At 55.2% G+C, this 22940-nt stretch carries 22 protein-coding genes and 1 pseudogene; 10 read left to right on the top strand and 13 right to left on the bottom strand.

Annotated features, from left to right (window positions below; all coding sequences use genetic code 11):
• Nucleotides 1-72 precede the first annotated feature (72 nt).
• The 8 genes from IE099_RS16895 to IE099_RS16930 all read left to right on the top strand — a co-directional run bounded on the left by IE099_RS16895 (nt 73) and on the right by IE099_RS16930 (nt 7187).
• The gene (locus IE099_RS16895) at nt 73-303 is read left to right on the top strand and encodes an HP1242/YdcH family protein (RefSeq protein ID WP_189572549.1); all 231 of its coding nucleotides are present in this window, start codon (nt 73-75) and stop codon (nt 301-303) included.
• 179 nt (nt 304-482) lie between these two features.
• A complete protein-coding gene (locus IE099_RS16900; RefSeq protein WP_189572727.1) occupies nt 483-806 on the top strand; it encodes an ArsR/SmtB family transcription factor in 324 nt (107 codons plus the stop codon).
• 9 nt (nt 807-815) lie between these two features.
• Entirely contained in the window at nt 816-1271 is a 456-nt protein-coding gene (locus IE099_RS16905; protein WP_189572552.1) for a DUF6428 family protein, read from the top strand.
• 114 nt (nt 1272-1385) lie between these two features.
• Nucleotides 1386-2804, top strand: coding sequence for a sigma-54-dependent transcriptional regulator (locus IE099_RS16910; protein WP_189572556.1), 1419 nt, complete (start codon nt 1386-1388; stop codon nt 2802-2804).
• Between the two features lie 25 nt (nt 2805-2829).
• Entirely contained in the window at nt 2830-4623 is a 1794-nt protein-coding gene (locus IE099_RS16915; RefSeq protein ID WP_189572559.1) for a glycosyltransferase family 39 protein, read from the top strand.
• A gap of 3 nt (nt 4624-4626) precedes the next feature.
• Nucleotides 4627-4929 carry an exodeoxyribonuclease VII small subunit gene (gene xseB / locus IE099_RS16920; protein ID WP_189572561.1) on the top strand — a complete coding sequence of 101 codons (303 nt, stop codon included), beginning with the start codon at nt 4627-4629 and terminating at the stop codon, nt 4927-4929.
• Nucleotides 4910-6835, top strand: a complete 1926-nt coding sequence (gene dxs, locus IE099_RS16925) for a 1-deoxy-D-xylulose-5-phosphate synthase (protein ID WP_189572564.1) — start codon at nt 4910-4912, stop codon at nt 6833-6835. Before xseB ends, dxs begins: the two co-directional genes overlap by 20 nt.
• Nucleotides 6836-6848: 13 nt before the next feature.
• Nucleotides 6849-7187 carry a low molecular weight protein tyrosine phosphatase family protein gene (locus tag IE099_RS16930; protein WP_189572567.1) on the top strand — a complete coding sequence of 113 codons (339 nt, stop codon included), beginning with the start codon at nt 6849-6851 and terminating at the stop codon, nt 7185-7187.
• A 10-nt stretch (nt 7188-7197) separates the two neighbouring features.
• Here IE099_RS16930 and IE099_RS16935 read toward each other — a convergent pair whose 3' ends face one another.
• Nucleotides 7198-8028 (bottom strand): hypothetical protein, encoded by an 831-nt coding sequence (locus tag IE099_RS16935; RefSeq protein ID WP_189572569.1) that lies wholly within the window; start codon nt 8026-8028, stop codon nt 7198-7200.
• A gap of 60 nt (nt 8029-8088) precedes the next feature.
• Between IE099_RS16935 and IE099_RS16940 the strand changes: the two genes are divergently transcribed.
• Nucleotides 8089-8388, top strand: coding sequence for a hypothetical protein (locus tag IE099_RS16940; protein WP_189572572.1), 300 nt, complete (start codon nt 8089-8091; stop codon nt 8386-8388).
• 106 nt (nt 8389-8494) lie between these two features.
• Complete coding sequence (locus IE099_RS16945; protein ID WP_189572574.1) at nt 8495-9811, top strand: UDP-glucose dehydrogenase family protein; 1317 nt, start codon at nt 8495-8497, stop codon at nt 9809-9811.
• Between the two features lie 212 nt (nt 9812-10023).
• Here the strand turns inward: IE099_RS16945 and IE099_RS16950 are convergent.
• From IE099_RS16950 to IE099_RS17005, 12 genes and pseudogenes are all read right to left on the bottom strand, one after another.
• Nucleotides 10024-11019, bottom strand: a pseudogene (locus tag IE099_RS16950) (UDP-N-acetylglucosamine--N-acetylmuramyl-(pentapeptide) pyrophosphoryl-undecaprenol N-acetylglucosamine transferase); the annotation flags it as partial.
• A 73-nt stretch (nt 11020-11092) separates the two neighbouring features.
• A complete protein-coding gene (locus IE099_RS16955; RefSeq protein ID WP_189572580.1) occupies nt 11093-12250 on the bottom strand; it encodes an FtsW/RodA/SpoVE family cell cycle protein in 1158 nt (385 codons plus the stop codon).
• A 4-nt stretch (nt 12251-12254) separates the two neighbouring features.
• On the bottom strand, nt 12255-13178 hold the full coding sequence (locus tag IE099_RS16960) for a LysM peptidoglycan-binding domain-containing protein (protein WP_189572583.1): 924 nt from the start codon (nt 13176-13178) through the stop codon (nt 12255-12257).
• A gap of 10 nt (nt 13179-13188) precedes the next feature.
• The gene (gene murD / locus IE099_RS16965) at nt 13189-14499 is read right to left on the bottom strand and encodes a UDP-N-acetylmuramoyl-L-alanine--D-glutamate ligase (protein ID WP_189572586.1); all 1311 of its coding nucleotides are present in this window, start codon (nt 14497-14499) and stop codon (nt 13189-13191) included.
• Nucleotides 14499-15647 (bottom strand): phospho-N-acetylmuramoyl-pentapeptide-transferase, encoded by a 1149-nt coding sequence (gene mraY / locus IE099_RS16970; protein WP_345778129.1) that lies wholly within the window; start codon nt 15645-15647, stop codon nt 14499-14501. Before mraY ends, murD begins: the two co-directional genes overlap by 1 nt.
• A 26-nt stretch (nt 15648-15673) precedes the next feature.
• Nucleotides 15674-17035, bottom strand: a complete 1362-nt coding sequence (locus IE099_RS16975) for a UDP-N-acetylmuramoyl-tripeptide--D-alanyl-D-alanine ligase (RefSeq protein ID WP_189572592.1) — start codon at nt 17033-17035, stop codon at nt 15674-15676.
• A complete protein-coding gene (locus tag IE099_RS16980; RefSeq protein WP_189572595.1) occupies nt 17032-18522 on the bottom strand; it encodes a UDP-N-acetylmuramoyl-L-alanyl-D-glutamate--2,6-diaminopimelate ligase in 1491 nt (496 codons plus the stop codon). The genes IE099_RS16975 and IE099_RS16980 overlap by 4 nt, the downstream gene beginning before the upstream one ends.
• On the bottom strand, nt 18519-20405 hold the full coding sequence (locus IE099_RS16985; protein ID WP_189572598.1) for a peptidoglycan D,D-transpeptidase FtsI family protein: 1887 nt from the start codon (nt 20403-20405) through the stop codon (nt 18519-18521). Before IE099_RS16985 ends, IE099_RS16980 begins: the two co-directional genes overlap by 4 nt.
• The gene (locus IE099_RS16990; protein ID WP_189572601.1) at nt 20406-20744 is read right to left on the bottom strand and encodes a hypothetical protein; all 339 of its coding nucleotides are present in this window, start codon (nt 20742-20744) and stop codon (nt 20406-20408) included.
• Nucleotides 20741-21799, bottom strand: coding sequence for a 16S rRNA (cytosine(1402)-N(4))-methyltransferase RsmH (rsmH, locus tag IE099_RS16995; protein WP_229809564.1), 1059 nt, complete (start codon nt 21797-21799; stop codon nt 20741-20743). Before rsmH ends, IE099_RS16990 begins: the two co-directional genes overlap by 4 nt.
• Before the next feature lie 25 nt (nt 21800-21824).
• Nucleotides 21825-22136 (bottom strand): hypothetical protein, encoded by a 312-nt coding sequence (locus tag IE099_RS17000; RefSeq protein ID WP_189572603.1) that lies wholly within the window; start codon nt 22134-22136, stop codon nt 21825-21827.
• Nucleotides 22137-22327: 191 nt separating this feature from the next.
• Nucleotides 22328-22726 carry a hypothetical protein gene (locus tag IE099_RS17005; protein ID WP_189572605.1) on the bottom strand — a complete coding sequence of 133 codons (399 nt, stop codon included), beginning with the start codon at nt 22724-22726 and terminating at the stop codon, nt 22328-22330.
• Nucleotides 22727-22940 lie beyond the last annotated feature (214 nt).

The following is a 22940-nucleotide window of genomic DNA, read 5'->3' on the forward strand; positions in this document are numbered from 1 at the left end:
ATCCTCTCATTTGCCACGCGCAAAATACTGATTCATTGCCCTGCGACGCCCGCAGAGCCATGATGCGAGGGTATGCAAAAACACGATCTACTCCACGAGTTCCCCGAGCACCGCGAACGCATTCATGAACTGAAGATCAGCGACAACCACTTTCGTCGCCTTTTCGACAGCTACCACGAAGTGAACGACGAGGTTCACCGCATCGAAACGGGGGTCGAAAACACTGACGACCCGGTCCTCAATCAACTGCGCTTGGACCGGCTCAAGCTGAAGGACGAGCTCTACGCCATCATCGCGGCCTAGCAGCCCCTTCAACTGGCGCCACAGATCCTCTGGCCTGCGCTTCCCCAAAGGTTCACGGCAACCCCTCCTCGAGCTTTTTTCCGGAAACTCTCAGGAGCCCGTCGCCATCGCCGGAGGTCAGCGGCAATAATTCGACAATTACCCCTTGCCGACTCCTATAATTCGACTATTCTTGAAGTATCGAAACGACTGACGCCAGCCAAGCCTTTGCCGCCCTCGCCCATCCCGTGCGATTGGAAGTCTTTCGCACCTTGATCTGGAACTCACCAGAGGCAATCGCAGCGGGACAACTGGCGGAGAAGATGGAGATCCCAGCCAACACTTTGTCTTTCCACTTAAAGGAACTGACCAATGCCGGACTGGTATTCTCCCGTCGCGAAGGCCGCTCCATCCTCTACGCGGTTCAGCCAACAACCGTCCGCGAGCTGGTGACCTTTTTCGTCGGGCATTGCTGCCAGGGGCGCCCCGAGCTGTGCCAACCCGAATCTGACAACTGCTGTTAAATAAAAGTTATGATGACTATCGCCGAACTGAAATCCGCCCTCGCTCCTCACTCGGACAAGATCCTGCAAATCCAGCTTCCAGACCAATCGCTGGTGCCCGCGCACTTCCACATCACCGAGGTCGCCTTTCTCAAGAAGGACTTCATCGATTGTGGCGGCACGATTCGCCATGAAGGACGTTGCCAGCTGCAGGCCTGGGTCGCCGATGACTACGACCACCGGGTGCCTGTCTCCCGCTTTCTCAAAATCCTGGAACACGGAGCTCCCGTCCTTCCCACCGAAGCCCTTCCGGTGGAGGTGGAGTATGAGCACCCCGTCATTTCACAATTTCCTCTCGTCGAGGTGAAAGTGACAGACGAGACCGTGACCCTGGTGGTGGAAAATCGCCACACTGACTGCTTGGCGAAGGATGTCTGCGGACTCACTCCCGAGCCCTCGTGTGCCCCCGGCTCCGGCTGCTGCTAACCCGGGAGCCCGGCTCTGAGCCTGAGGTGGGCCAGGTTTTACACAATACACCCACTTCATGCTCACTCCCCCATTGCCAAAGCGCGCTGGCTCTTTCAAGCTGGCTCTCCAGCAATGTCTCCCATTCTCCTAATAGTCGATGACGAGAAACCCACCCGCGATGGACTGCGGATGGCGCTGGATGAGACCTTTGATGTCTATGTGGCGGCAGATCTGACCCAAGCTCGGGAAGTTCTGAAGAGCGAGAATGTGGACCTCCTCCTCACCGACCTGAGGCTGGGGGCCGAGTCCGGGATGGACCTCATCGAGGAAGCGCTCGCCCTCCCCAAGCCCCCGGTCGCGGTGATGATGACCGCCTACGGATCGGTCGACACGGCCGTAGAGGCTATGCGTCGCGGGGCCTTTCACTTCGTGACCAAGCCCCTCAATCTCGATGAGGTGGAGAACCTTTTGCAAAAGGCGGCCCGCACTCGCAAGCTGGAGAAGCAGAATATCGAGCTCAAAACAGAGAATGTCCGGCTGCGGAAAAAAAGCTCTCAGGCTCCTTCTGGCCTCGACCGTATTCTGGGCAAATCCGACGCCATTCGCCGCGTGACGGAAATGGTGGAGCAGGTCGCTGCGACCCGGGCCACCGTCCTCATCGAGGGCGAATCCGGAACGGGTAAGGAATTGGTGGCCCACGCCTTGCACGATCTCTCCGGGCGCCCGGCGGAAAAATTCGTCATCGTCAATTGCGCCGCCCTCTCTCCCCAGTTGCTGGAGTCGGAGCTCTTTGGTCATGAAAAAGGAGCCTTCACCGGTGCCAGCCAGCGCCGTATCGGACGCTTCGAGCAAGCACATGGAGGAACCTTGGTCTTGGATGAAATCGGCGAAATTGACCCCGCCACCCAAGTCAAACTACTCCGCGTCCTCTCCGAGCGCTCCGTCGAACGAGTCGGTTCGAACACCCCCATCGAAGTCGATGTCCGCCTCGTCGCCGCCACGAACAAATCCCTGCGCCAGTTGGTAGCTGACGGTGAGTTTCGCGAAGACCTCTTTTTCCGGCTCAATGTGCTGAAGATCGACATGCCGCCCCTCCGCTCGCGGCCGGAGGACATCGTGCTTCTGGCCAATGCCTTCCTGACAGAATTCGCCGAGGAAAACTCACGTCCCATCAAGCCCCTCGCTGATGACGCTCTCGCGGTGGTGCGGAATTATCCCTGGCCTGGCAACGTGCGCGAACTCCGAACCGCGATGGAACACGGAGTCATTCTTTCAAACACCGACCAAATCGAGGCCCGCCACCTGCCGGGGTTCGTCTTGGGACAAGAGAACGGCTTCCCCATTCCATCGGATGAACAGATTGGAGTCGAAAAGAATCTTGCGCCGCACGCTGAACTCAACTTGCATGCGCTCGAGAGTGACGCCATCCAGCGAGCGCTGAGACAAACTGACGGAAACAAAACAAAAGCAGCAAGCCTTCTCGGTATTAGCCGCAGAACCTTGCAACGAAAATTGAGCGAAAGCCCATCCCACGACTCTAAGACTCTCTAACTCCCCTTCTCACAACGACCTCAAAATGAACCAAAACGGCTCAGCTAATCTGGCAACCCTGACCCTCCGGGCAACTTTCTTCATCCTTCTCCTCGTCATGGCCGTCCTTCATGTCACGAGCCTTTTTCGAGGATTGGATTCGGCCCATGGCATGGAACAAGCCGCCATCGCTCGCGAAGTCGCCCGCGGCAACGGACTCGTCACCAAGGTTCTCCGCCCGGCTTCGATTCGCCAAAACCGAGAAGCGACCAACGAGACGGGCACACTGGCCGACGCCTGTAAGAACACCTACCACGCCCCCCTTCAACCCCTGCTCCTCGGAGCCGTCTTCCGCGCGCAGGGCGCACAGAACTTCGAGGCCTGGCGCCCTGGAAAGAACGAATATATCTATCAACTGGACCGCGTGGTCGCCGGGTTTTCCATCGTTTGCATGATGCTGGCGATTGGGGTGACCTATCTCTTGGTCTGCCGGATATTTGATGCCCGCATCGCCTCCACCACCGCTCTTCTCATGCTTTTCTGCGAGCTTTTCTGGAAAATGTCGATGAGCGGACTCCCCCAAATGCTCATGCTCTTGCTGTTCACTTGCGGGTGCTACTTCGCTTATCGCGCCATTGAGGCCAGTGAAGAAGGCGGACTTCCGATTCTGCACGCTCTCCTGGCTGCAGTCTTTTTCGCCCTCCTTTGCCTCACCCACTGGCTCGCGATCTGGATTGTGATCGGATATGCAGTGATGGCGGCTCTCTTCATCAAGCCCAGAGGGGTCGCGGGCATTATCGCTCTGGTGGCGGTTATTGCCGCAGTGATTGTTCCTGTGCTCCAAAACATCAAAGTCTCGGGGAACCCCGGCGGAACGGCAGTGCTCGTTCTTTTCGAAGGTCTGGCCGGTTCCGAGGAATATGCCATGCGTAGCCTCGAGACCATCCCGCTCAACCTCCGCCAGCTTGCGATCCACGTGCTGCGTCTTTCGGTCATGCAGACCAAAGATCTCTACGCCTACTTCGGAGCCATCATCGCCGCCCCGATTTTCTTCGTGGCCCTCTTTCACCCCTTCAAAAGAGCGTCCATCAGTCATTTCCGCTGGGTTCTCCTCGTGATGTGGATCTCAGCCACCCTGGGAATGGCCCTCTTTGGATTAAAAGGAGGAGAGAACTCGCCCAATCAGCTCCACCTCCTCTTCGCCCCCCTCATGGGAGCCTATGGACTGGCCATGCTGAGCGTTCTCTGGTCCCGCCTCGAATTCCCGAAAACCATTCCTCTGATGTCCCACGCCCACTTGGCCCTGGTGGTCGTCATCTCCGCGAGCCCCTTCATGCTGCGGATGCCGTTCGACGTCTTGAACTCACTCTCCAGTGGAGAAAATATCGCTCCGAACTATCCTCCCTACGCGCCGAGCATCCTCGATAGCAGCATCGTGGACTACGCGGACAAAAACGAAATCATCGCCTCGGACCAACCGTGGGCAGTGGCCTGGTATGCCGACCGGCGCTCACTCTGGCTCCCCATCAAGCTCTCTGAGCTTGAAACGATCGAGAATATTGCCGATGCGGAAGAGACCCCGATTGTGGGAGTCCTGACCACCCCAATCTCAAGCGGCACCCGTCCGCTGACCGAAACCGCAGGCTTCTACGGCGAGTATCTGAGCCTGATGCTCGATGGCTGGGCCGCTCTGGCCACCAGCACCTCACCCGAACGTCGGTTGGTCAGCAAGGAAGACCGTGAGCTCAAGGGCTTCTACTCCCGCTACCCCTTCCCCCGTGTGCTCTTCTTCCGTAGCTCCCCCATGGTTCTCTACACCTCCCGCAGCCCAGGCTCATAAATCATGGCAAAAAAAAATTCCAAGCTACCACCTTTTGAGGAAGCTCTCGAGAAGCTCGAAGGGATCGTCAATTTGATGGAAACCGAGAGCCTTCCGCTCGAAGCCCTTTTAAACAACTACGAAGACGGCCACGAGCTCATCGCTCATTGCCAAGGTCTCCTCCAAAATGCCCGCGAAAGAATCGATATCGTGCACATGAACGATGCGAATAACAAAGCGGTTACTGAAAACAAGCTCGCCAGCGAAAGCACTTCAAGCGACACTCTCCCTTCCGAAGCCGCGTCCGATGACACCCGACTCCTCTAACTCACCAGCCGAAACCGTTCCTCTTCCCAATCCCGCGATCTTGCCTACCATCAAGTCGCCTGCGGATGTTAAGAATTTACCCGAAGATCAATTGGAAGGCTTGGCAGCCGAGGTGCGAGACACCTTGATCAATTCGCTTTCCAATACTGGAGGTCATCTCGGCCCCAATCTTGGAGTTGTCGAGCTCTCCATCGCTCTCCACCGCGTTTTCAATACTCCGGACGACAAGTTCGTCTTCGATGTTGCCCACCAAGGCTACGTCCACAAGATGCTGACCGGTCGCGCGGACAAGATTGACACCATCCGCCAATACAAGGGCCTCAATGGCTTTCTGTTGCGCACGGAATCCGAGCATGACTGCTACGGTGCCGGCCATGCGGGCACCGCGCTCTCCGCAGCCCTCGGAATGGCCGCCGCCCGCGACCAGAAGAAGGAAGATACTCACGTCGTGGCAGTAGCGGGCGATGCCGCCTTCACTTGCGGACCTACTCTCGAAGCACTCAATAACATTGCGGAGACCACCAAGCGTTTCATCGTCGTGCTCAATGACAACGAGTGGTCCATCGATAAGAACGTGGGAGCGATTGCGAAGTACTTCAACGCTCTCCAAACCCACTCGGCCTACTCTGCCGTGCGCGACAAGGCCTCTGAATTTGTGCAAAAAGTCGGGGGAGAATCCGTCCGCAAGTTCGCCCACAAAATCGAACGCTCGGCCAAGAACCTTCTGTTTCCCAACGTTCTTTTCGAGAAATTCGGCCTCCGCTATTTCGGCCCAATCGACGGTCACAACCTTGAGCTCCTGGTGCAAACCTTCGAATACCTCAAGAAGCAGGACGAACCTGTCGTCCTCCATATTATCACCGAAAAAGGACGTGGCTATCAGCCTGCCTTGGAGAAACCGGGCAAATTCCACGGTCTGGGACCTTACAATGTGGAGGACGGTGCAACCGAACCCGGAGCTCCCACCTACTCGGAGATTTTTGGACGCAGTGTGACCGACTTTGCGAAAAAGGATGAGAAAATCCTCGCCGTAACCGCAGCGATGCCTGGCGGAACCAAGCTCGATATTTTCAAGAACGAGATTCCCGAACGATACTACGACGTCGGGATTGCCGAGGAACATGCGGCCCTCTTTGCCTCCGGTCTCGCGACTCAGGGAATGCGTCCGTTTCTAGCGATCTACTCGACTTTCATGCAACGCGCCTTCGACATGATCGTCCACGACATCGCCCTGCAGAACCTTCCCGTGCGTCTTTGCATGGACCGCGGTGGCCTTTCCGGCGATGACGGTCCGACTCACCACGGTCTCTTCGATATCGGCTATTTGCGGCACATCCCCGGCTTGATTCATATGCAGGCCAAGGACGAAGAAGAATTCGTCGACATGCTCTGGACGATGGCCAATTACGATGACGGCCCCACCGCAATCCGCTACCCCCGTGGAGCTGGCACCGGTGCCAAGCCCAAGGCCGAACCCCAGTTGCTGGAAATCGGAAAAGGAGAGCTGGTTCAAAGTGGTAGCGACGTTTGCCTCATCGGACTCGGTTCAATGTTCGAGATGGCCGAAGCCACCGCCGCCGAGCTGAAGAAAGACGGCTGGAGCGTGGGCCTCATCAATCCCCGCTTTATCAAACCTCTCGATGCGGAATTGATTCTCTCCGAAGCCCGGAAGGCTAAAGTCATCTGCACCTATGAGGACCACGTCCTCGCCAACGGCTTTGGCGCCAGCATCATCGAACTTCTCCACGAAAACGGAATCACGACCCCAGTCGAACGGATCGGCTGGCCCGACGAATTCGTGGAGCATGGCAAGCCAGATATCTTGCGCGCAAACCACGGTCTGACCGTGGAGAACGCTCTGGCCAAGATTCGAGCTGAGCTTCCTTCCGTTGCGGCCAGCGCGTAATTGCCAGAAAATCATGCCTCTGCGGCTCCTCTTCGTTTGCTCCATGAACCAATGGCGCAGTCCGACTGCAGAGGCCATTTATCGCAATCACACCGGCGTTGCGGTCCGTTCGGGCGGAACAAGTCCCAAGGCCCGCCGTCGGGTATCCGCTACTGATATACACTGGGCGGACCTCATCCTCGTGATGGAGGAGCAGCACCGGGAACGCTTGAAAAGGCAGTTTCCCGATGCATACCGCCAATGCCGGATTGAGGTCCTCGAAATCGAGGATCGGTATCGGGCAATGGACCCGAGACTCGTTACAGAGCTTCGCTCAGCCATCGATCCTTTGCTAGAAGACGAGCTGGCGTGAACCCGACGCACTACTCAATCTCAATCACCAACTGTGGCACAGGCTTTCCTGCAGCAGTTTCCGCTGGATACCAAGTGGCCTTAAAGCCTTCGTGAAGAGACTTTCTCTGGTCGAACAAGATCTTGCCGGTCTTTGCGACTTCCGAACTGAGGGAGATTGTCTTTTTGGCGAGATTTTTACTCTCTACCGAGAATTCAGCGGCACCCTTCGCCAGCACTTTCTCGTCTCCTAAATTGATCTCGTCATGGAGGTCGAATTTGAACTTTTTACCATCGATTCCCACAGCGCGAATCTCATCCCCCTTCAGCTTCTTCTTGAGCTCTCTCTCCTCGATTTCTTCTCTAATGCGATAAAGATCCGGAATCACAACTTCCACCCCGGCGCGAAGTGGATTCTTACTTTCCGTTTCCACAATCGAGGTCGAGATCTTGATCTCCTCTCCATCCAGTTCGTGCACGACCTTAATCTTGGTTCCCCCCTTGTGAGTGGCGAGCAATTCAAATTTTTCAGCATCAACACTGGCGGCCTGGGTGGTCTCGAATCCATCTTTTTCCACCGATCGTTTTTGCCATTTTCCACCGATCTCTTCTTCCAGCACAAAGTGCACATCCAAAGCCCGAAAAAGAGAGATTCGCTCCATTTCTCCTTTCGATTTGACCTTGAGGTAAATCTTGGCAGCTCCCTCTTTCCCCCCGATTGCGTAGTCAAACTCCCGCTCCTCATAACCAACCCAGACCCCCTCCCATGGCTTTTCAGTCAAGATTGGTAGTTCGTCGGCACCCAGAGTGCTTGCAGAAATCAGTACGGCTCCGATCAGATGGGGGAAGGAAGTGAATTTCATCGACTGAGAACTAGCAAAACGAGGGCTTTTCAACCAGCGATTTCCCTTCAAGAATAAGGTATGAATTCAACAGAATTGATTGACCGTCTCAACAATGCCCAAGGAGAAGCTCCCTCCGATCTTTCCGCCGAACTCAAGGTTCTTTGGCTCGCCAAGGCTGGGAATTGGCATGGAGCACACGATATCGCCCAAGACCTTCCCGACCCCAATGGAGCCTGGCTTCATGCCCACCTTCATCGCCAGGAAGGCGATTTGGGGAACGCCTCCTACTGGTATCATCGAGCCAACCAAGTCACCCCTTCATCTGACCTTTCTATCGAAGACGAATGGCGCAAACTTGTGTCGGCTTTCGCGAAATGAAACTAAAATCGGCTCTAAATTAACAATTCACGTCAACCATCTATCAATCCAACAAGCTTGCAATCTTCACACCTTGATGATAAATGCGGGCCATTAGTTAACTTTCATGAAATTATCCATCATCGGAACCGGCTACGTCGGTCTCACCACCGGAGCCTGCTTTGCTGAAGTCGGGCATGAAGTCACGTGCGTCGACAACAACGAAGAGAAAGTCAAAACCCTGCTCGAAGGAAAAATCCCGATTTTCGAGCCAGGCTTGGAAGATCTGGTGAAGCGCAACGTCGCGGCAGGTCGCCTGAAGTTTACAACCTCGACCGCAGACGGTGTCCGCGATGGAGATGTTGTTTTCATCGCGGTTCCCACCCCACCCCAGCCGGATGGCTCGGTCGACCTTTCCTTCATCGAAAAGGTCGCTCGTGAAATCGCCGAATCTCTCAAGCCCGAATACGGCTTCCGCGTCATTGTCGACAAGTCAACAGTCCCCGTCAAAACCGGCTCCAAGGTGGAAGAGACAGTCCGACGCTATGCGCCAGAAGGCGTTGAATTCTCAGTGGCATCCAACCCCGAGTTCCTGCGGGAAGGTTGCGCAGTCGATGACCTCCTCAACCCCGATCGCGTGGTCTTCGGCGTCAATAACGATGCCGCAGCAGACATGATGCGCCGCATCTATGATCCCTTCAACGCCCCCGTGCTGGTCACCGATATCGAGTCCGCAGAACTCATCAAGCATGCTGCCAACTCCTTCCTCGCGCTCAAAATCTCCTACATCAATGCTGTAGCCCGTGTTTGCGAAAAGTCCGGAGCGGACATTGAAAAAGTCGCGGAAGGAATCGGTATGGATGCCCGCATCGGCCGCCAGTTCCTCAATGCGGGATTGGGCTATGGAGGCTCTTGCTTCCCCAAAGATGTGAAAGCCTTTATCAACATTTCCGAGAGCCTCGGCTATCCCTTTGAGCTTCTCAAGCAGGTGGAGTCCATCAATGAGGATCAACGTAGTCTCTTCCTCTCCCGCATCCGGGAGAAATTGTGGGTCCTGCAGGAAAAGAAAATCGCTCTCTGGGGCCTTGCTTTCAAACAGAATACCGATGATGTCCGTGAGTCCGTTGCCATCAAGCTTGCCAACGACATGATGGCCGAAGGAGCTGACCTCACGGGTTGGGATCCCCAGGGTATGGAGACCGCCAAGCGATTTGGCAACCTCCACGAAAGCTTCACCTACGGTGAAGATATGTATGCTTGCCTCGATGGCGCTGAAGCACTCGTGATCGGAACCGAATGGCCCGAGTTTGCCAATGCCGATCTTGAGGAGATCAAAAAGCGGATGCGCACTCCCCTCATCTTCGATGGTCGCAATCTTTACGATCCCGAAGTCATGGCCGCACACGGGATCGAGTATCACTCCATCGGACGGGCTTCCGTCTAGCATAAGGCGCGAACTTTTATTCAAAAGAAAAAGCCCGGGGATTTCCCCGGGCTTTTTTGCTTAGAAAGTTTGCTAGGCGAAATGTTCGAGCTCGGATTGCCCGCAGCCTGAATCGCTCCCCCTCCTTAGGAAGCCGAAGTTTCCCCGACCACCACATTCACAATCTCTTCCACCGCGCTGCCCTCTCCCAAAATTCGAGTTTGGGTCACAAGGGCTTCCCGCTCTGGAGCACCGGGCAATAGCTGGCGCGCGAGAGCAGCCAGCTTTTCTCCATCAAGATCCTTTTCCTGAGCCATGAGAGCCGCTCCGGCATCGGCGAACACCTTCGCATTTGCGGTCTGGTGATCATCCGCTGCGTAGGGATACGGAATGAGAACAGAGGGCAGAGCCAAGTAGGCCAACTCGGTCATGCTGGAAGCTCCCGATCGACAGATCACCCCATCCGCTACAGCATAGGCCGAAGGCATATCGTCACAGAAGTCGAGCGTGTGATATCCCTCACGGCCCCCGACCAAACCCTTCACTCGTTCGAAATCCAATTGCCCTGCCACATGGAGTACTTGGCACTCCAGGGACTCGGCAGCCTCCACAACCAGGGTATTAAGACCACGCGCCCCCTGGCTACCGCCAAAGACCAACAAGGTGGGCTTCGCCGGGTCCAGCCCCCACTTGGCCGCAGCCTCTTCACGGGATGGCAGATTCTCGAGCTCCCCACGAACCGGAGTGCCCACGACTGCAGTATCCCGACCGGGAAAATACGAACTCGCAGCTTCCAAGCCCAACAACACCTTGGTGCAGTACTTGGCTATCATGATGTTCGTCTTGCCGGGAACAGCGTTGGAATCATGAACATAGGTCCGCAGTCCGAGCTTCTTTCCCGCATAAGCCGGCGCAAAGGAAGTGAAGCCCCCCATTCCAAGAACCACTTCCGCCTTTTCCGTTTTCAAGAGTTGCTTGCACTGCCCAATCGACTTCACCAACCCGAGAAGGAACGGGATCATCTTTGGAGACAGCGTGGAGGGCTTGGCCACTGCCGGCATCACTTCGAAGCGCAAGTTTTCATACTTGGCGGAAGCCTCGGCATCGACCTTCTTCTCGGAAATAATCAGCAGAGGCTCATGCCCTTGCTTCAGAAGTTCTTCCGCGACCGCGATTCCGGGAAAGAGGTGACCGCCTGTCCCTCCGCATGCAATGACGACTTTCATAATATTGGTGGAGCTGGAGATACGACAGCGACGCTCAAAGGACCACCCCCCTTTGCATCATACTCAGTCGTAGAGCTCAAAGCTTGAGCGCGAATTTACGCTCCTTGGTATGAGGCATGGCCGCGGAATCCACAAAGACCGCCCGGCGATGAATGCTCATCAAAAGTCCAATCGAGCACATGGTGAAGACCAAGCTGGATCCCCCGTAACTGAGGAAAGGAAGAGGCAAACCAGTCACGGGAAGCGAGCCCGTGACAACCCCCATATTCAGGATACCCGGCACCACCACAATCATCGTGATCCCGGCCGCCAAGACCTTTCCAAAAAACTCACGGGCGTAGAGAGAAACAGCCAGACCACCAATCGTGATGAGAACAAATGCAAAAACCGTAATAAGGGTGCAAACCAACCCGAGTTCTTCACCCAGGGCCGCGAAAATGAAATCAGTATGTGCGAATGGGAGAGCCCCATGCTTCTCGGCTCCATACCCCAGGCCCGTTCCAAAAATGCCACCATTGGAAAAAGCCTCGAGCGCGCGGAAGGTCTGCCACCCATCACCTAGACGAACTTCCTCGAGGTGCATATTCCGGAATGCAAGAATCCGGCGCAAACGGATCTCATCTTGGGAAACAAACCAACATAGAGACCAAATCGAAATCCCTGCAGTCGAGAGCAAAAGCAAAATACGGGTTCCTGCCACGAAGAGAATCGCCATCCCGACCACTCCAAGAACCATCGTTGTACCTAAATCTTTCTCAAACAGAATCAATACACACGGAATCCCCAGTAAGGCACAGGGAATCACATATCCTCGAATGAAAGTGCGAGCCTCAGCCTGATAGCGGGCAAACCAAGCCGCCAACGCAATCACTACAATGGGCTTGGCAAGCTCCGAAGGTTGTAGCACGGGCAGACCGGGAAACTTGACCCAGCGGGTTTCACCATGAACCTCAACATTGAGACCCGGAATGTAACAACAAGTCAGCAAGACACAGGCCCCACCCAACAAATAGGGCCATAGGTCTTGCAACTTGGAGTAGTCAAAAAGCGCTAGCGCCCAAGCCCCGAGAGAACCGAGACAGAGCCAGAGCAGCTGCTTCTTGACCAACGCATAAGGGTCGGCGGCACCACGCATCTCCTCTGACCAGACACTCGTGCTGGACAGCATCACCAACCCAAGAACAACCAGGGCGGCGACGGCAGAAAGAAGAATGATGGCGCTGTTTCGACCCATTGCGTTATTGAACTGGGATCTTCACGGTGATGCCGGGGCGCATCTTCTTGGGATCAACATTGCGGTTGGCAGCCAACAGCTTGTCGACAGAGATTCCATTGCGATTCGCGATGGCCCAGAGGGTATCGCCCTTGCGCACGGTATAGCTCTTTGTCGCAGGCTTCGGGGGTGCTTGCTGCACGACAACAGGCTCCGGTGCCGGGGCTGGCTGGGGAGCTGGCTGTGCTTGTGGAGTAACGTTGACAACAGGTTCAGTTCTGACGAACTCTTGGACCGGCACGGGCTGCGTAGTTGGGAACGGCTCGGGAGCATGGTCGACTGGCTGAGCAGTCCCTACGATCTCGTATTCCGCGGGCAAACCGTTTCTAACAGGCACCTCTACGATAGGAGGCAATGTCTCCTGGATGATTGGGTCGGGCGCGGTGACTTCAGCCATGGCAGGAGCGGACGGCAATTCCGGCGCGATAGGATCGGGCAAGATAAGTGCTACTCCCGCACTCAGTGGAGTGTTGCCATTGATGCGGCGAAGCTCTTGCACATCGACACTATGCTTACGAGCGATACGCTCGTAGGTGTCCCCTGCTCCAACCCATTCCCAACGATCTCCGGGGCCAATTTTGGGTTTGGCAGCTTGTTCGGGCCGGGAAGCGACTTGAGGTTTGCTGGCTGGGGTTGCCACAGGTGTATCCTTCACCGCCAGCTCACTATCATTCGTGCTACTGTGCACCACGATCGCGACGATGGCTGCAACATGCAGAATGAGAATAACAACGAGCGCCCGGGCGACGCCCAAGTTCGGTTCTTCAACAGAGAAATCTCCGCCCGCCGCAGCGGCTGAAACACGCTGCTTTCTCTTTCGAGTCTTGGCGTGCAGGAATCGAAAGCCCTTCTTTGGCTTTCTCTTGGTTTGGAATGCTTTGGTCTTCATATGTGGTCTCTTATTTCAGTTGGTTTACAATTTGGCGGAACGCCTCTCCTCTTTCGACGTAGCTTGAATACTGGTCGAATGAAGAAGTCCCGGGGGAAAAGAGAACAGTTGATCCCGCGGGGGCCAGCCCCTGCGCAATCTTCACTGCCTCTTCGAGAGTTTCTACGGTTTCGGTCTTGACGCTCTTCGAGAAGAGCTCGCCAAGTTTGGCTCCGATTTCGCCAAAAGTTACGGTAGCCAATGTTCGCTTTTGGAGGACTTCCAGAAGCGGGCTGTAGTCCAGCCCCTTCTCCTTGCCTCCAGAAATTAGAACAATAGGACGGGAGAGCGCGCGAAGCGCCGATTCAAGAGCATGTAAATTGGTTGCCTTGGAGTCATTCAAGTACTCGACCCCATCCAAGGTGCGAATCAACTCGCAACGATGAGGTGGCGGACAAAAGGTTTTGAGCGCCTTTTTAATATCATCGAAATTGACCCCCGCCGCACTGGCTGCGCCGGCTGCGGCCATAATATTCTCCGCATTATGGAGTCCGCGCAAGTTGGTATCCTCCAGACAAACGAAGGGTTCGTCCTGATGATAGATATGCCCGTTGCGCATGGTGAATTCACAACCATTCTCCTCGTCCCATTCGCTCATGAAGCGAACTACTCGCGCTTTGATCGAGTCGAGTTCCTCCCCCGACTTGGCGATGATGACATCGTCGCCAGTCATGTTCTCGAAGATGCGCTTTTTCGCCGCCCGATAGTCCTCGAGAGTGCGGTAGCGATCCATATGGTCCGGCGCAAAGTTCAGCCACACGGCGACTTCGGGATGAAAAGTATCAATCGTCTCCAGTTGGAAAGAACTCGCCTCCAAAGCAACCGCCGCAGGAGGGTTCTCATCCAAGACAACATCGGAAAGCGGACGACCATGATTGCCACAAGGAACACAGGAGACGCCCCCTTCATTGAGGAATGCTGAGATCAACTCCGTGGTAGTGGTCTTGCCATTGGTCCCGGTGATCGCCACCACCAGTCCCTCGTAGTTCTGGAAGCCCAACTCCATCTCACCGATGAAGCCATTGCTTTTCTTGGCAAAGGCTTGGGCAAATTCTCCTTCGGTCTCAATGCCAGGACTCAAGACAACCAGGTCGAATTTGTTTGAGTCAGCGGTGGAGGCCGTGGAGTCCCCTTCCAGACGAATCTCCGAAGGCCACTCTCCTTTGATCTCGTTCGTATCATAGACGGTCACTTTGGCCCCCAGTTTGAGACACAATTCCGCTGCAGCCCGACCACTCCGGCCGGCCCCTAATATGGCTACGTTCTGTCCTTCGAGTTTCATTAGAGAATTTTCAATGTGGCGAGTCCGATCATGGCGAAGAGAATGGAAAGGATCCAAAAGCGGACGATCACTTGGGTTTCCTTCCATCCACCCAACTCAAAGTGGTGATGGATGGGTGACATGCGAAAGATTCGTTTACCGGTGGACTTGAAGCTCGCGACCTGAAGCACGACCGACATGGCCTCCATCACAAAAACTCCACCGATAATCACCAAGAGAAGTTCCTGCCGGACGCAAATCGCAGTGGTGCCAATACACCCTCCAATCGCCAACGAACCCGTATCCCCCATGAATACTTTTGCAGGAAAACAGTTGAACCAAAGAAAACCAAAACCCGCTCCTACGAGGGCCATCATCACAACAACCAGCTCCCCCACCGCAGGGTTGAACGGCACGTTGAGATAGTCGTGGGCATTCTCATTGCCAGCCACATAGGCAAGAACCGCATACGCCAACGAAACGGTGATGGTGCAGCCAATGGCCAGACCATCCAATCCGTCTGTTAGGTTCACGGCGTTGGAAGCCCCCATGATAACCACGACAAAGAAAGGAATCGCGAAGAATCCCATCGCAATGATAGGAGATTTGGAGAGAGGGAACGAGAGGTCCGAAATGCGGCGTGAGCTTTCTTTCCACACTTCCTCGCTGTCGGCAAACAACCAGAGATTGGTCTCCGGCTTGGTAAAAACAAAAAGGGCCACCAATAACCCGATTACCAGCTGCCAGAAAAGCTTGGTCCTACCGCTGACGCCGTCGGAAGTCTTCTTCACGACCTTGGCGTAATCATCGACAAAACCTAGCAGACCCAATCCCAGCATCGCACACATCGTGACCGTCACGAAGGGGTTAAGCACCCGGCCGCAAATCAGAACTGCAACTAGAACTGAACCCAAAATCATCACTCCACCCATGGTAGGAGTGCCTGCTTTCTGGCCGTGCAGCTCCGCCAATTTGTGTACTTCATCCGCCGTCCGAATCGGTTGGCCGACCTTCAGCGAAATCAACTTACGGATGATACGGGGACCAAATGTGAGAGTGAGACCAAAGGTCATCAAGGCCGCAAGTCCTCCTCTAACAGAAAGATATTTAAACAAGCGCAAGAAGCTAAAGGTATCAGCCCAGCTCTCTCCGGCCTCATTGGCCTTCATCCAAAGTTCGTAAATCCAGTATAACATTAGTCTTGGGGGAAAATTTGTTTCATTACTTTCTCGATGGCGGCGGTGCGACTGCCTTTGAAGAGGACGACGTCGCCAGCTTGCAGCTCTTGGGTTAGCCACTGCGCGGCATCCTCGCGCGAATCAAAATGACGGTCACTTCCAGCGCCTTGGGAAATCCCCTTGGCCCCCGTTCCAACCGAAACAACCTGGACCTCCCGCTCTGCCGCGAACTCACCGAGCGAATGATGCGCCTGGGGAGCGGTTTCACCGATTTCGGCCATCATCCCGAGCACCGCAAAGTGTCGCCCACCCGGTCCCGCTTGTCTCTCGACAAGGGTCTCTAGACCTGCTCGCATCGATTCGGGGTTTGCATTGTAGGTATCGTCCAGAATCGTGATATCGCGCGACTTGAAGGAGCGCAATCGCCCGCTGGTCAACTCCGTCGCGACCAGCCCCTCGGCAATCTCGCCGAGAGTCAGTCCCAGGCAACGTCCTGCGGCAGCGGCTAACAAGGCGTTTGTCACCATATGACGACCAGCAACCGAAAGCTCTACGGGAATTCGTCCTTCGCCCTCTATCACGAGAGTAAACTTCATCCCCTCTCCGGAACCATCGATTTCTTCGGCTCTCACTTCGCCCCGACCGTTGCCAACAGCTACCACGGAGGCCTTCGTTCTGGCCTTGAAGTAGTTGAGATAGTCACAGGAAGCGGGGACCATTAGGGTTCCGATTTCTGGCAAAGCTCTTGCCAAGGCACCCTTCTCCTCCGCGATCGCGTCGCGTGTTCCCATGTATTCGATATGAGCACTTCCAATATTGGTGATGATGCCCAGATGCGGCAGCGCAATTTCGCAAAGAGGAGCAATCTCACCGGGATGGTTCATCCCCATCTCAAAGACTCCAACCTCATCATCTTCGGTGAGAGACAGCACACTGAGAGGCACACCGATATGATTGTTTAAGTTCCCTTGGGTCGCCCGCACCTGATACCGCTGACTCAGCACTGAACGGGTAAAGTCCTTGGTGGAAGTTTTGCCATTGGAACCAGTCAAGCCCACGACCGGAATCGCAAGTTCTACCCGCCACCAACGAGCCAAGCGTTGCAACCCGATCAAGGTATCAGGAACCACGATCAAGCCCTCACGATTGACTGCCGCTTCTTCACTATCGACCAAGGCTCCAACCGCACCCGCATCCAATGCGGAGCCGACGTAATCGTGTCCATCGAAGCGCTCTCCCCGCAGGGCGATATAGAGCTCGCCCCCTGCTAGCTGACGAGTATCGGTCGATACTCCATTGACCACAACGATATCTCCTCCCCCGTTGGGAAGTTCTCCACCGATGGCATCGGCAATCTCAGCTAGCGTAATATCCTTCATGCGCTTTCTTTTTGATTCAATCTTTCCACCACTTCGATGGCCTTTCGCACCTCAACGCGGTCGTCGAAGGTGGTCCTTTCGCCCCTGAAGATCTGATAGTCCTCATGTCCTTTCCCTGCGATGAGGATGATATCGGTAGGCTTGGCTGCTTCGATTGCAGTGCGGATAGCCTGCCGACGGTCGGGGACACTACGAAACGCAGTTCCGACGAAACCTTTCTCCACGTCCGCGATGATCGCAGCCGGGTCTTCATCGCGAGGATTGTCTGAAGTAACAATGCAGAAATCGCTATCCTTCTCCGCTGCCCGAGCCATCGGAGCTCGCTTCCCACGATCGCGGCTTCCTCCGCAGCCAAAAACCGTGATCAAGCGTGACGGATTGAGTTCCCGAAGAGTTCGACAAACATTCTGAATCGCGTCGGGCGTATGAGCGTAATCTACAAAAACCGCCGCCCCATTGATCATCCCGGCAAGTTCCAGTCGACCTGGAACCCCGGTAACATTCTTCAGAGCTGCAACGGCATCGCGCAAAGAGACCCCAATGGCATCGACCGCAGCCAAGGCAGCCAATGCATTTAAAACATTGAAGCGACCGATCATAGGTAGCCTTACCAGGAAGGACTTTCCTTTCGCTTCCATTTGAAACTCCATGCCTTTCGCGTTTTGCTTGATTCGGCCTGCTTGAAAGTCGCAATTACTACCAAAACCGTAGCTCACCAACTTGAGGCGACCTTCGAAGTCTTTCATGAGCTCTTCACCATAGCGATCGTCGCTATTAATCACCCCGACACCCTTGGGACTATGGGCAGCCATATCGCTAAAGAGAATCTTCTTGGCCGCGAAGTAGTTGTCCATCGTGCCGTGATAGTCCAAGTGATCTTGAGTCAGATTGGTAAAGACCCCTACCTGAAAGTTCAGTCCCCGCACCCGACCTTGCTCCAATCCGTGAGAAGACACTTCCATCGCAACTCCGTGACAGCCGTTATCACGCATACGGCCCAGAAGGTTTTGCAACTCGATCGCACCAGGAGTTGTGTGGGTCGAAGTTGTCACTTTAACCCCATCATCCACCTGAATCGTGCCAATCATTCCAGCCCGCTGCCGGACCTGCTTCAGAATACCGTGAACCAAAAAGGCAATCGTTGTCTTCCCGTTGGTTCCGGTTATACCGATCAGATTGAGATCAGCCGAAGGCGATCCTGCCTGAAGATCCGCGAGAATAGCCAAGGCGTCCCGGGAATTGGCAACTTGGATCCAAGTGCCGTCAAAGCCATCGATTGGTCCCTCCTCCGCTACAATAGCTGCTGCCCCCCCCGCAATCGCGGTGGGAATGTATTTATGCCCATCAAAGACCGTCCCCTTAACCGCAACAAAAATACTGCCAGTTTGAACAAAACGGGAGTCGTCAATTACTGTGCCCAACTCACCCTCGCGGGGGCCAGTAATGCGGGCCTTCGGGAGGCAGGGAATGATTTCGCTTAGGTTCATTGGCTGGCTAGCGGCGCTACGACCGCACGGGTAGGTTTTAGGTTCATGGCGGAGGCCAAGCGGCCCGCAACTTTCGAGAAGATGGGAGCGGCAATAGTGCCGCCTCCATGTGAGGCATTGGGAGTGCGCGGATCATCGATGACCACCACGCAAACAAACTCGGGATTATCAACTGGAAGCATTCCGGCAAAGGAGGCGACTTTGCGATTCTTATCGTATCCCCCATCGATCACCTTCCAGGCGGTGCCAGTCTTGCCCGCCACACCGAAGCCCGGAACCGCTCCCAGGGTCGCTGTCCCTCCAGGCTCAGTCACAGTGGCCAATGCGCGGCGCATCATCTTGGCGGTCTCTGGAGAGATCACCTGACGAATCACTTCTGGTTCATAGGTTTCAATCCGTTGCCCGTTGGGCATCATCACCGATTTCACAAGAAGTGGCTTCATCAACTTGCCACCGTTGGCGATTGCGCAATAGGCATTGGCAACCTGCAGCGGGGTGACGTTGACGGCATAGCCATAGCACTTGGAAGCAAACTCGCGATTATTGGTGCTCCGACTGGTTAGGCCAGCCTGCTCCCCACCAAGATCGATACCAGTTCTCTTTCCGAAACCATAGGCTTCCATGTAATCATAGAAGCGCTCACGTCCCACCATCTTCGCAAATTGATAGGTTCCGATGTTGCTCGATTTGGCCAAAACCTCTTCCAAGGTCAACCAACCGAAGGGGGCATAGTCTTTCACGGGTGGCTTCAACTCGTTGCAGACTCCATCGTGACAGAAGACGCGGGTCCAAGAGTTGGCCAATCCACACTCAATTGCGGCTGAGGTCGCAATGATCTTGAAAGTCGATCCGGGCTCATAAACGGCTTGAGTGGCATAGTTCACTCCCGCCACATCGACATTTTCACGCTTATTAAGATCATAAGTCGGCCGACTGGCCATGGCCAGAACCTCTCCGGTCTGTGGCTTCATCACCACGATCGCCCCCCTCACCGATTCGGCAAAGGCCAAACCCGCATCGAGTTCCTCTTCGACTATTGCCTGAAGCCCGAGATCCAGCGCCAACTGGACATCCCTCCCAGTGATGGGAGGCATGATCACGCCACTTGTTTTCCCCAAGGGAAGATTGCGGGCATCCCGCTTGGTGATCTCGTAACCATCCTTGCCATGAAGGTAGCGCGACATCGCTTTCTCGATTCCCGCAACGCCCTCACCCTTGTAATTTACGAGTCCCACTACATGGGCCGCGAGCTTGGGATTGGGATAAATTCGCCGATAGCTTTTTTCAAAACGAAGACATTGGATACGGTTCTCTTTAACCGAATCCTGAATCCGGTCGGCAATCTCCTCGGGAATCTCCTTCGCCAGAATCTGCTCTCCTCGAGCACCTCTCTTGACCGGACCAATCTTGGCCAAAAGATCATCGCGATGCTCATACTCGTCCAAGTGCGGGGTCAAGATATTGGCGAGAAAAGCAAGGTGCTGCTGCACGATCTCCTCATCACTTCGATTGGAAAGGATATCGTGACGGATCGAGCTGACAATGCGGTCTCTCCGTTGTTCACTGCCCGAAGCCCAGTCTTCATGAAGCACCGCGCGGGCATGAGCGACTCCGGCGGCAACCACGGAAGCGTCTGCTAGATTTTTCTTATCTACTATAATTGTAGTAACCGGATTATTTCGAGCAATCACCTCTTCATTACGATCGACGATGTATCCATTCTGAGCCAGCAACGGACGCTTGACGGTCCGGCCTGGATTAGAGCTCGAGAGATCGTCAGCAGACCCCCATTGCAAGTAAATGAGACGACCCGAAAGCGCGCTGAGCCCGGCCACCAGAGCCAGGCACACCATCAAAACACGCACTTGTAATCCTTTGGTCATCTACTCTGCACTAGCCATCTCAGGGACAGCCCCGATGGCGGAAATATCTTCAATCACTTCCAAGGGAATTCCCCGGAGGTTGGTCTTGGAAGCCACTAGGGTGTTGCGGAGATCCCAGCGGTTCTCCAATTGCCCGAGACGAATATCGAGATTCGTCACATCACGCTCATGCTCCTTGATGCGGCGCTCCACGCGCTCGATCTCGCGAACGACTTCCAGCTGGCGGTTCTTCATCACCGTATGAAAGACACCAGTTGTCCCCAACGATAGCGCCGTCAAAATCAAGAGGGCAAACATGGCGGGACTGAGATTGGCTTTCTTCTTTTTGTTTTTGCTCATCGTCTTTTTGCCAGGCGCAGCTTGGCACTGCGGGCGCGTGTGTTCTGGGCCAACTCCCCTTCGGTGGCCGCGATGGCCTTGCGCGAGACGAGGTCCCAGGCAAGGTCAGGATTGGGGCGAGGTTCCGGCCACTCGGGCCGGTCGAGAAACTTGACGCTTCTCTTTTTCAAAAATTGTTTCACCAAACGGTCTTCCAAACTGTGGAAAGTGATGACCGCGAGAACTCCGCCGGGCTTGATGACATCTTCCGCCGCCTCCAAACCGGCCGTCACCGAGTCTAACTCGGTATTGACCGCCATGCGAAGGGCTTGAAAAACCCGCGTGGCAGGATGCTTGCGACCACGGCCGCCCATCACCTTTTCCACACAACTCGCAAGTTGCAAAGTGGTGGTGAACTCTTCCTCTTCGCGAGCGCGCACGATGGCGGCGGCGATTCGGCGGGAGGCTTTTTCCTCCCCATACTGAAAGAAGATATTGGCGAGATCCTCCGCGGAACGCTGGTTCACCCAATCGGCCGCGGTCTCCCCCGCCGCCTGATCCATCCGCATATCGAGAGGGCCATCCTTTTGAAAAGAAAACCCGCGCCCGGCCTGATCCAGCTGCCAGGAGGACACCCCCAAGTCCAGCAGCACACCATCAACAGACCGCGCGGGCACTACCGAACGCATCTCCGAAAAATTTCCCTGCTCGGCGCGAAAGCGGTCACCAAAGACCTCCAGTCGTTTGCCCGCATAGGCCAAGGCATCGCCATCGCGATCCATTCCCACCACGTGAGCTCCAGCTTCTAACAGCCGCTCACTATGTCCCCCGCCACCGAGGGTGCCATCTAAAATCAATTTGTCCTCTTCGGGCTCCAGACCAGCCAAGACCTCGTCCATTAGAACGGGCTTGTGATAGAACTCCTGCTCATTACCTCCACCAGCTTGTTCGCCGCTGGAGGAATTATGGAAAACGTGACCCCGCCATCCCGGCACCACCGAGTCCACCATCCGTCCTAAAACGGCAAGGCAGTCGGTCGAGCCGGCGAGTGCCGGAATGAATGCGGGTGTCAGCATGTTTTCCAGTGTTCCAATCCTGTTTTTATCCAGTAAATCCGTAGTGTCGAAGGAGGCCCGAGGCCTGCCCTTCGCGCGTCACTTGGAAAGTTGCCACCCCGCGCCCACGATTGGACGACGCGAAAAATCCCTCACCAGCAAGGCAGAAGGTCTTCGCCATCCAGGTCCGCAAGCGGAGGGGTGACAACAGTGTTCCAGTGTTCCAGTTATCCAGTAAAGTCGTCAGGAAACTGTCACCACTCCGGGCCTCTCGAGGGCCCTCTCCCAGCAAAGCAATCTCTTTGGCAAGGCAGTTCTGCCGAGCAAGAGCTTTCGATTCGCGCCGGAGTGGCGACATTGTTCCAGTTATCCAGTTATCCAGTAAAATTGTCGGGAAACTGCCGCCACTCCGAGCCTCGCGAAGGCTCGTTCCGGGCAGAAAGCACCTTTCGGCAAGGCAGTCTTGCCGGGTCGGAGTTTTCGCTTGGTATCGGAGTGACAGCATTGTTCCAGTGTTCCAGTTATCCAGTAAATTCATCGTTCCACGCCTTAGCCAAAGTCGACTGAGTCGTAGAGGTCTTCCAAAATCTTCGCTTCCTTCTCGCGCAGCTCTTCCACATCTTTGGGGGCAACCAGGTCGAAGGCTGCCCCGCGCCCAAAAAGGTGGACTGACTCCCCCGCCTCCAGGCCGTGTGCTTGCGCGGTCTTCTTGGGCACCGCCAACTTGCCCTGGTCGTTCAAAGTCACCGATTCGCTCCCTGCGTACACCGCTTGCTTCTGCGCGTTGCGAACGCCCGGGGCCACCTCGGCATTGGAGGCAATCGACTCGATAACCGCTTCGAATGCTTCCTGAGTCATCGCCCGCAGGACGGGAACCTTGAGGTGCTTCCACTTCAAGAGACGCAGCTGAACGGTCTGGCCACTGGCAGGACGCCACGCAGAGGGCACGGAAACTCGATACTTGGTATCTAGTTTGTGTTCTACGACGCCTTCAAGGCTCTGACTCGGTACACCCACGCTTTGACTTGGTTCCTTTCGGTGCACAGTAGTACACAATAAGTCCCCTTTGGGTCAATATTTTAATACTGAGTACACTTTGGAAATCTTAATAACTATTGCGGTTGCAATGTTTTTAGAATTTTCATTTCGTGTCAGCGGATAT

It is taken from the genome of Roseibacillus persicicus, assembly GCF_014651675.1.
Taxonomy (GTDB): Bacteria; Verrucomicrobiota; Verrucomicrobiia; order Verrucomicrobiales; family Akkermansiaceae; genus Roseibacillus; species Roseibacillus persicicus.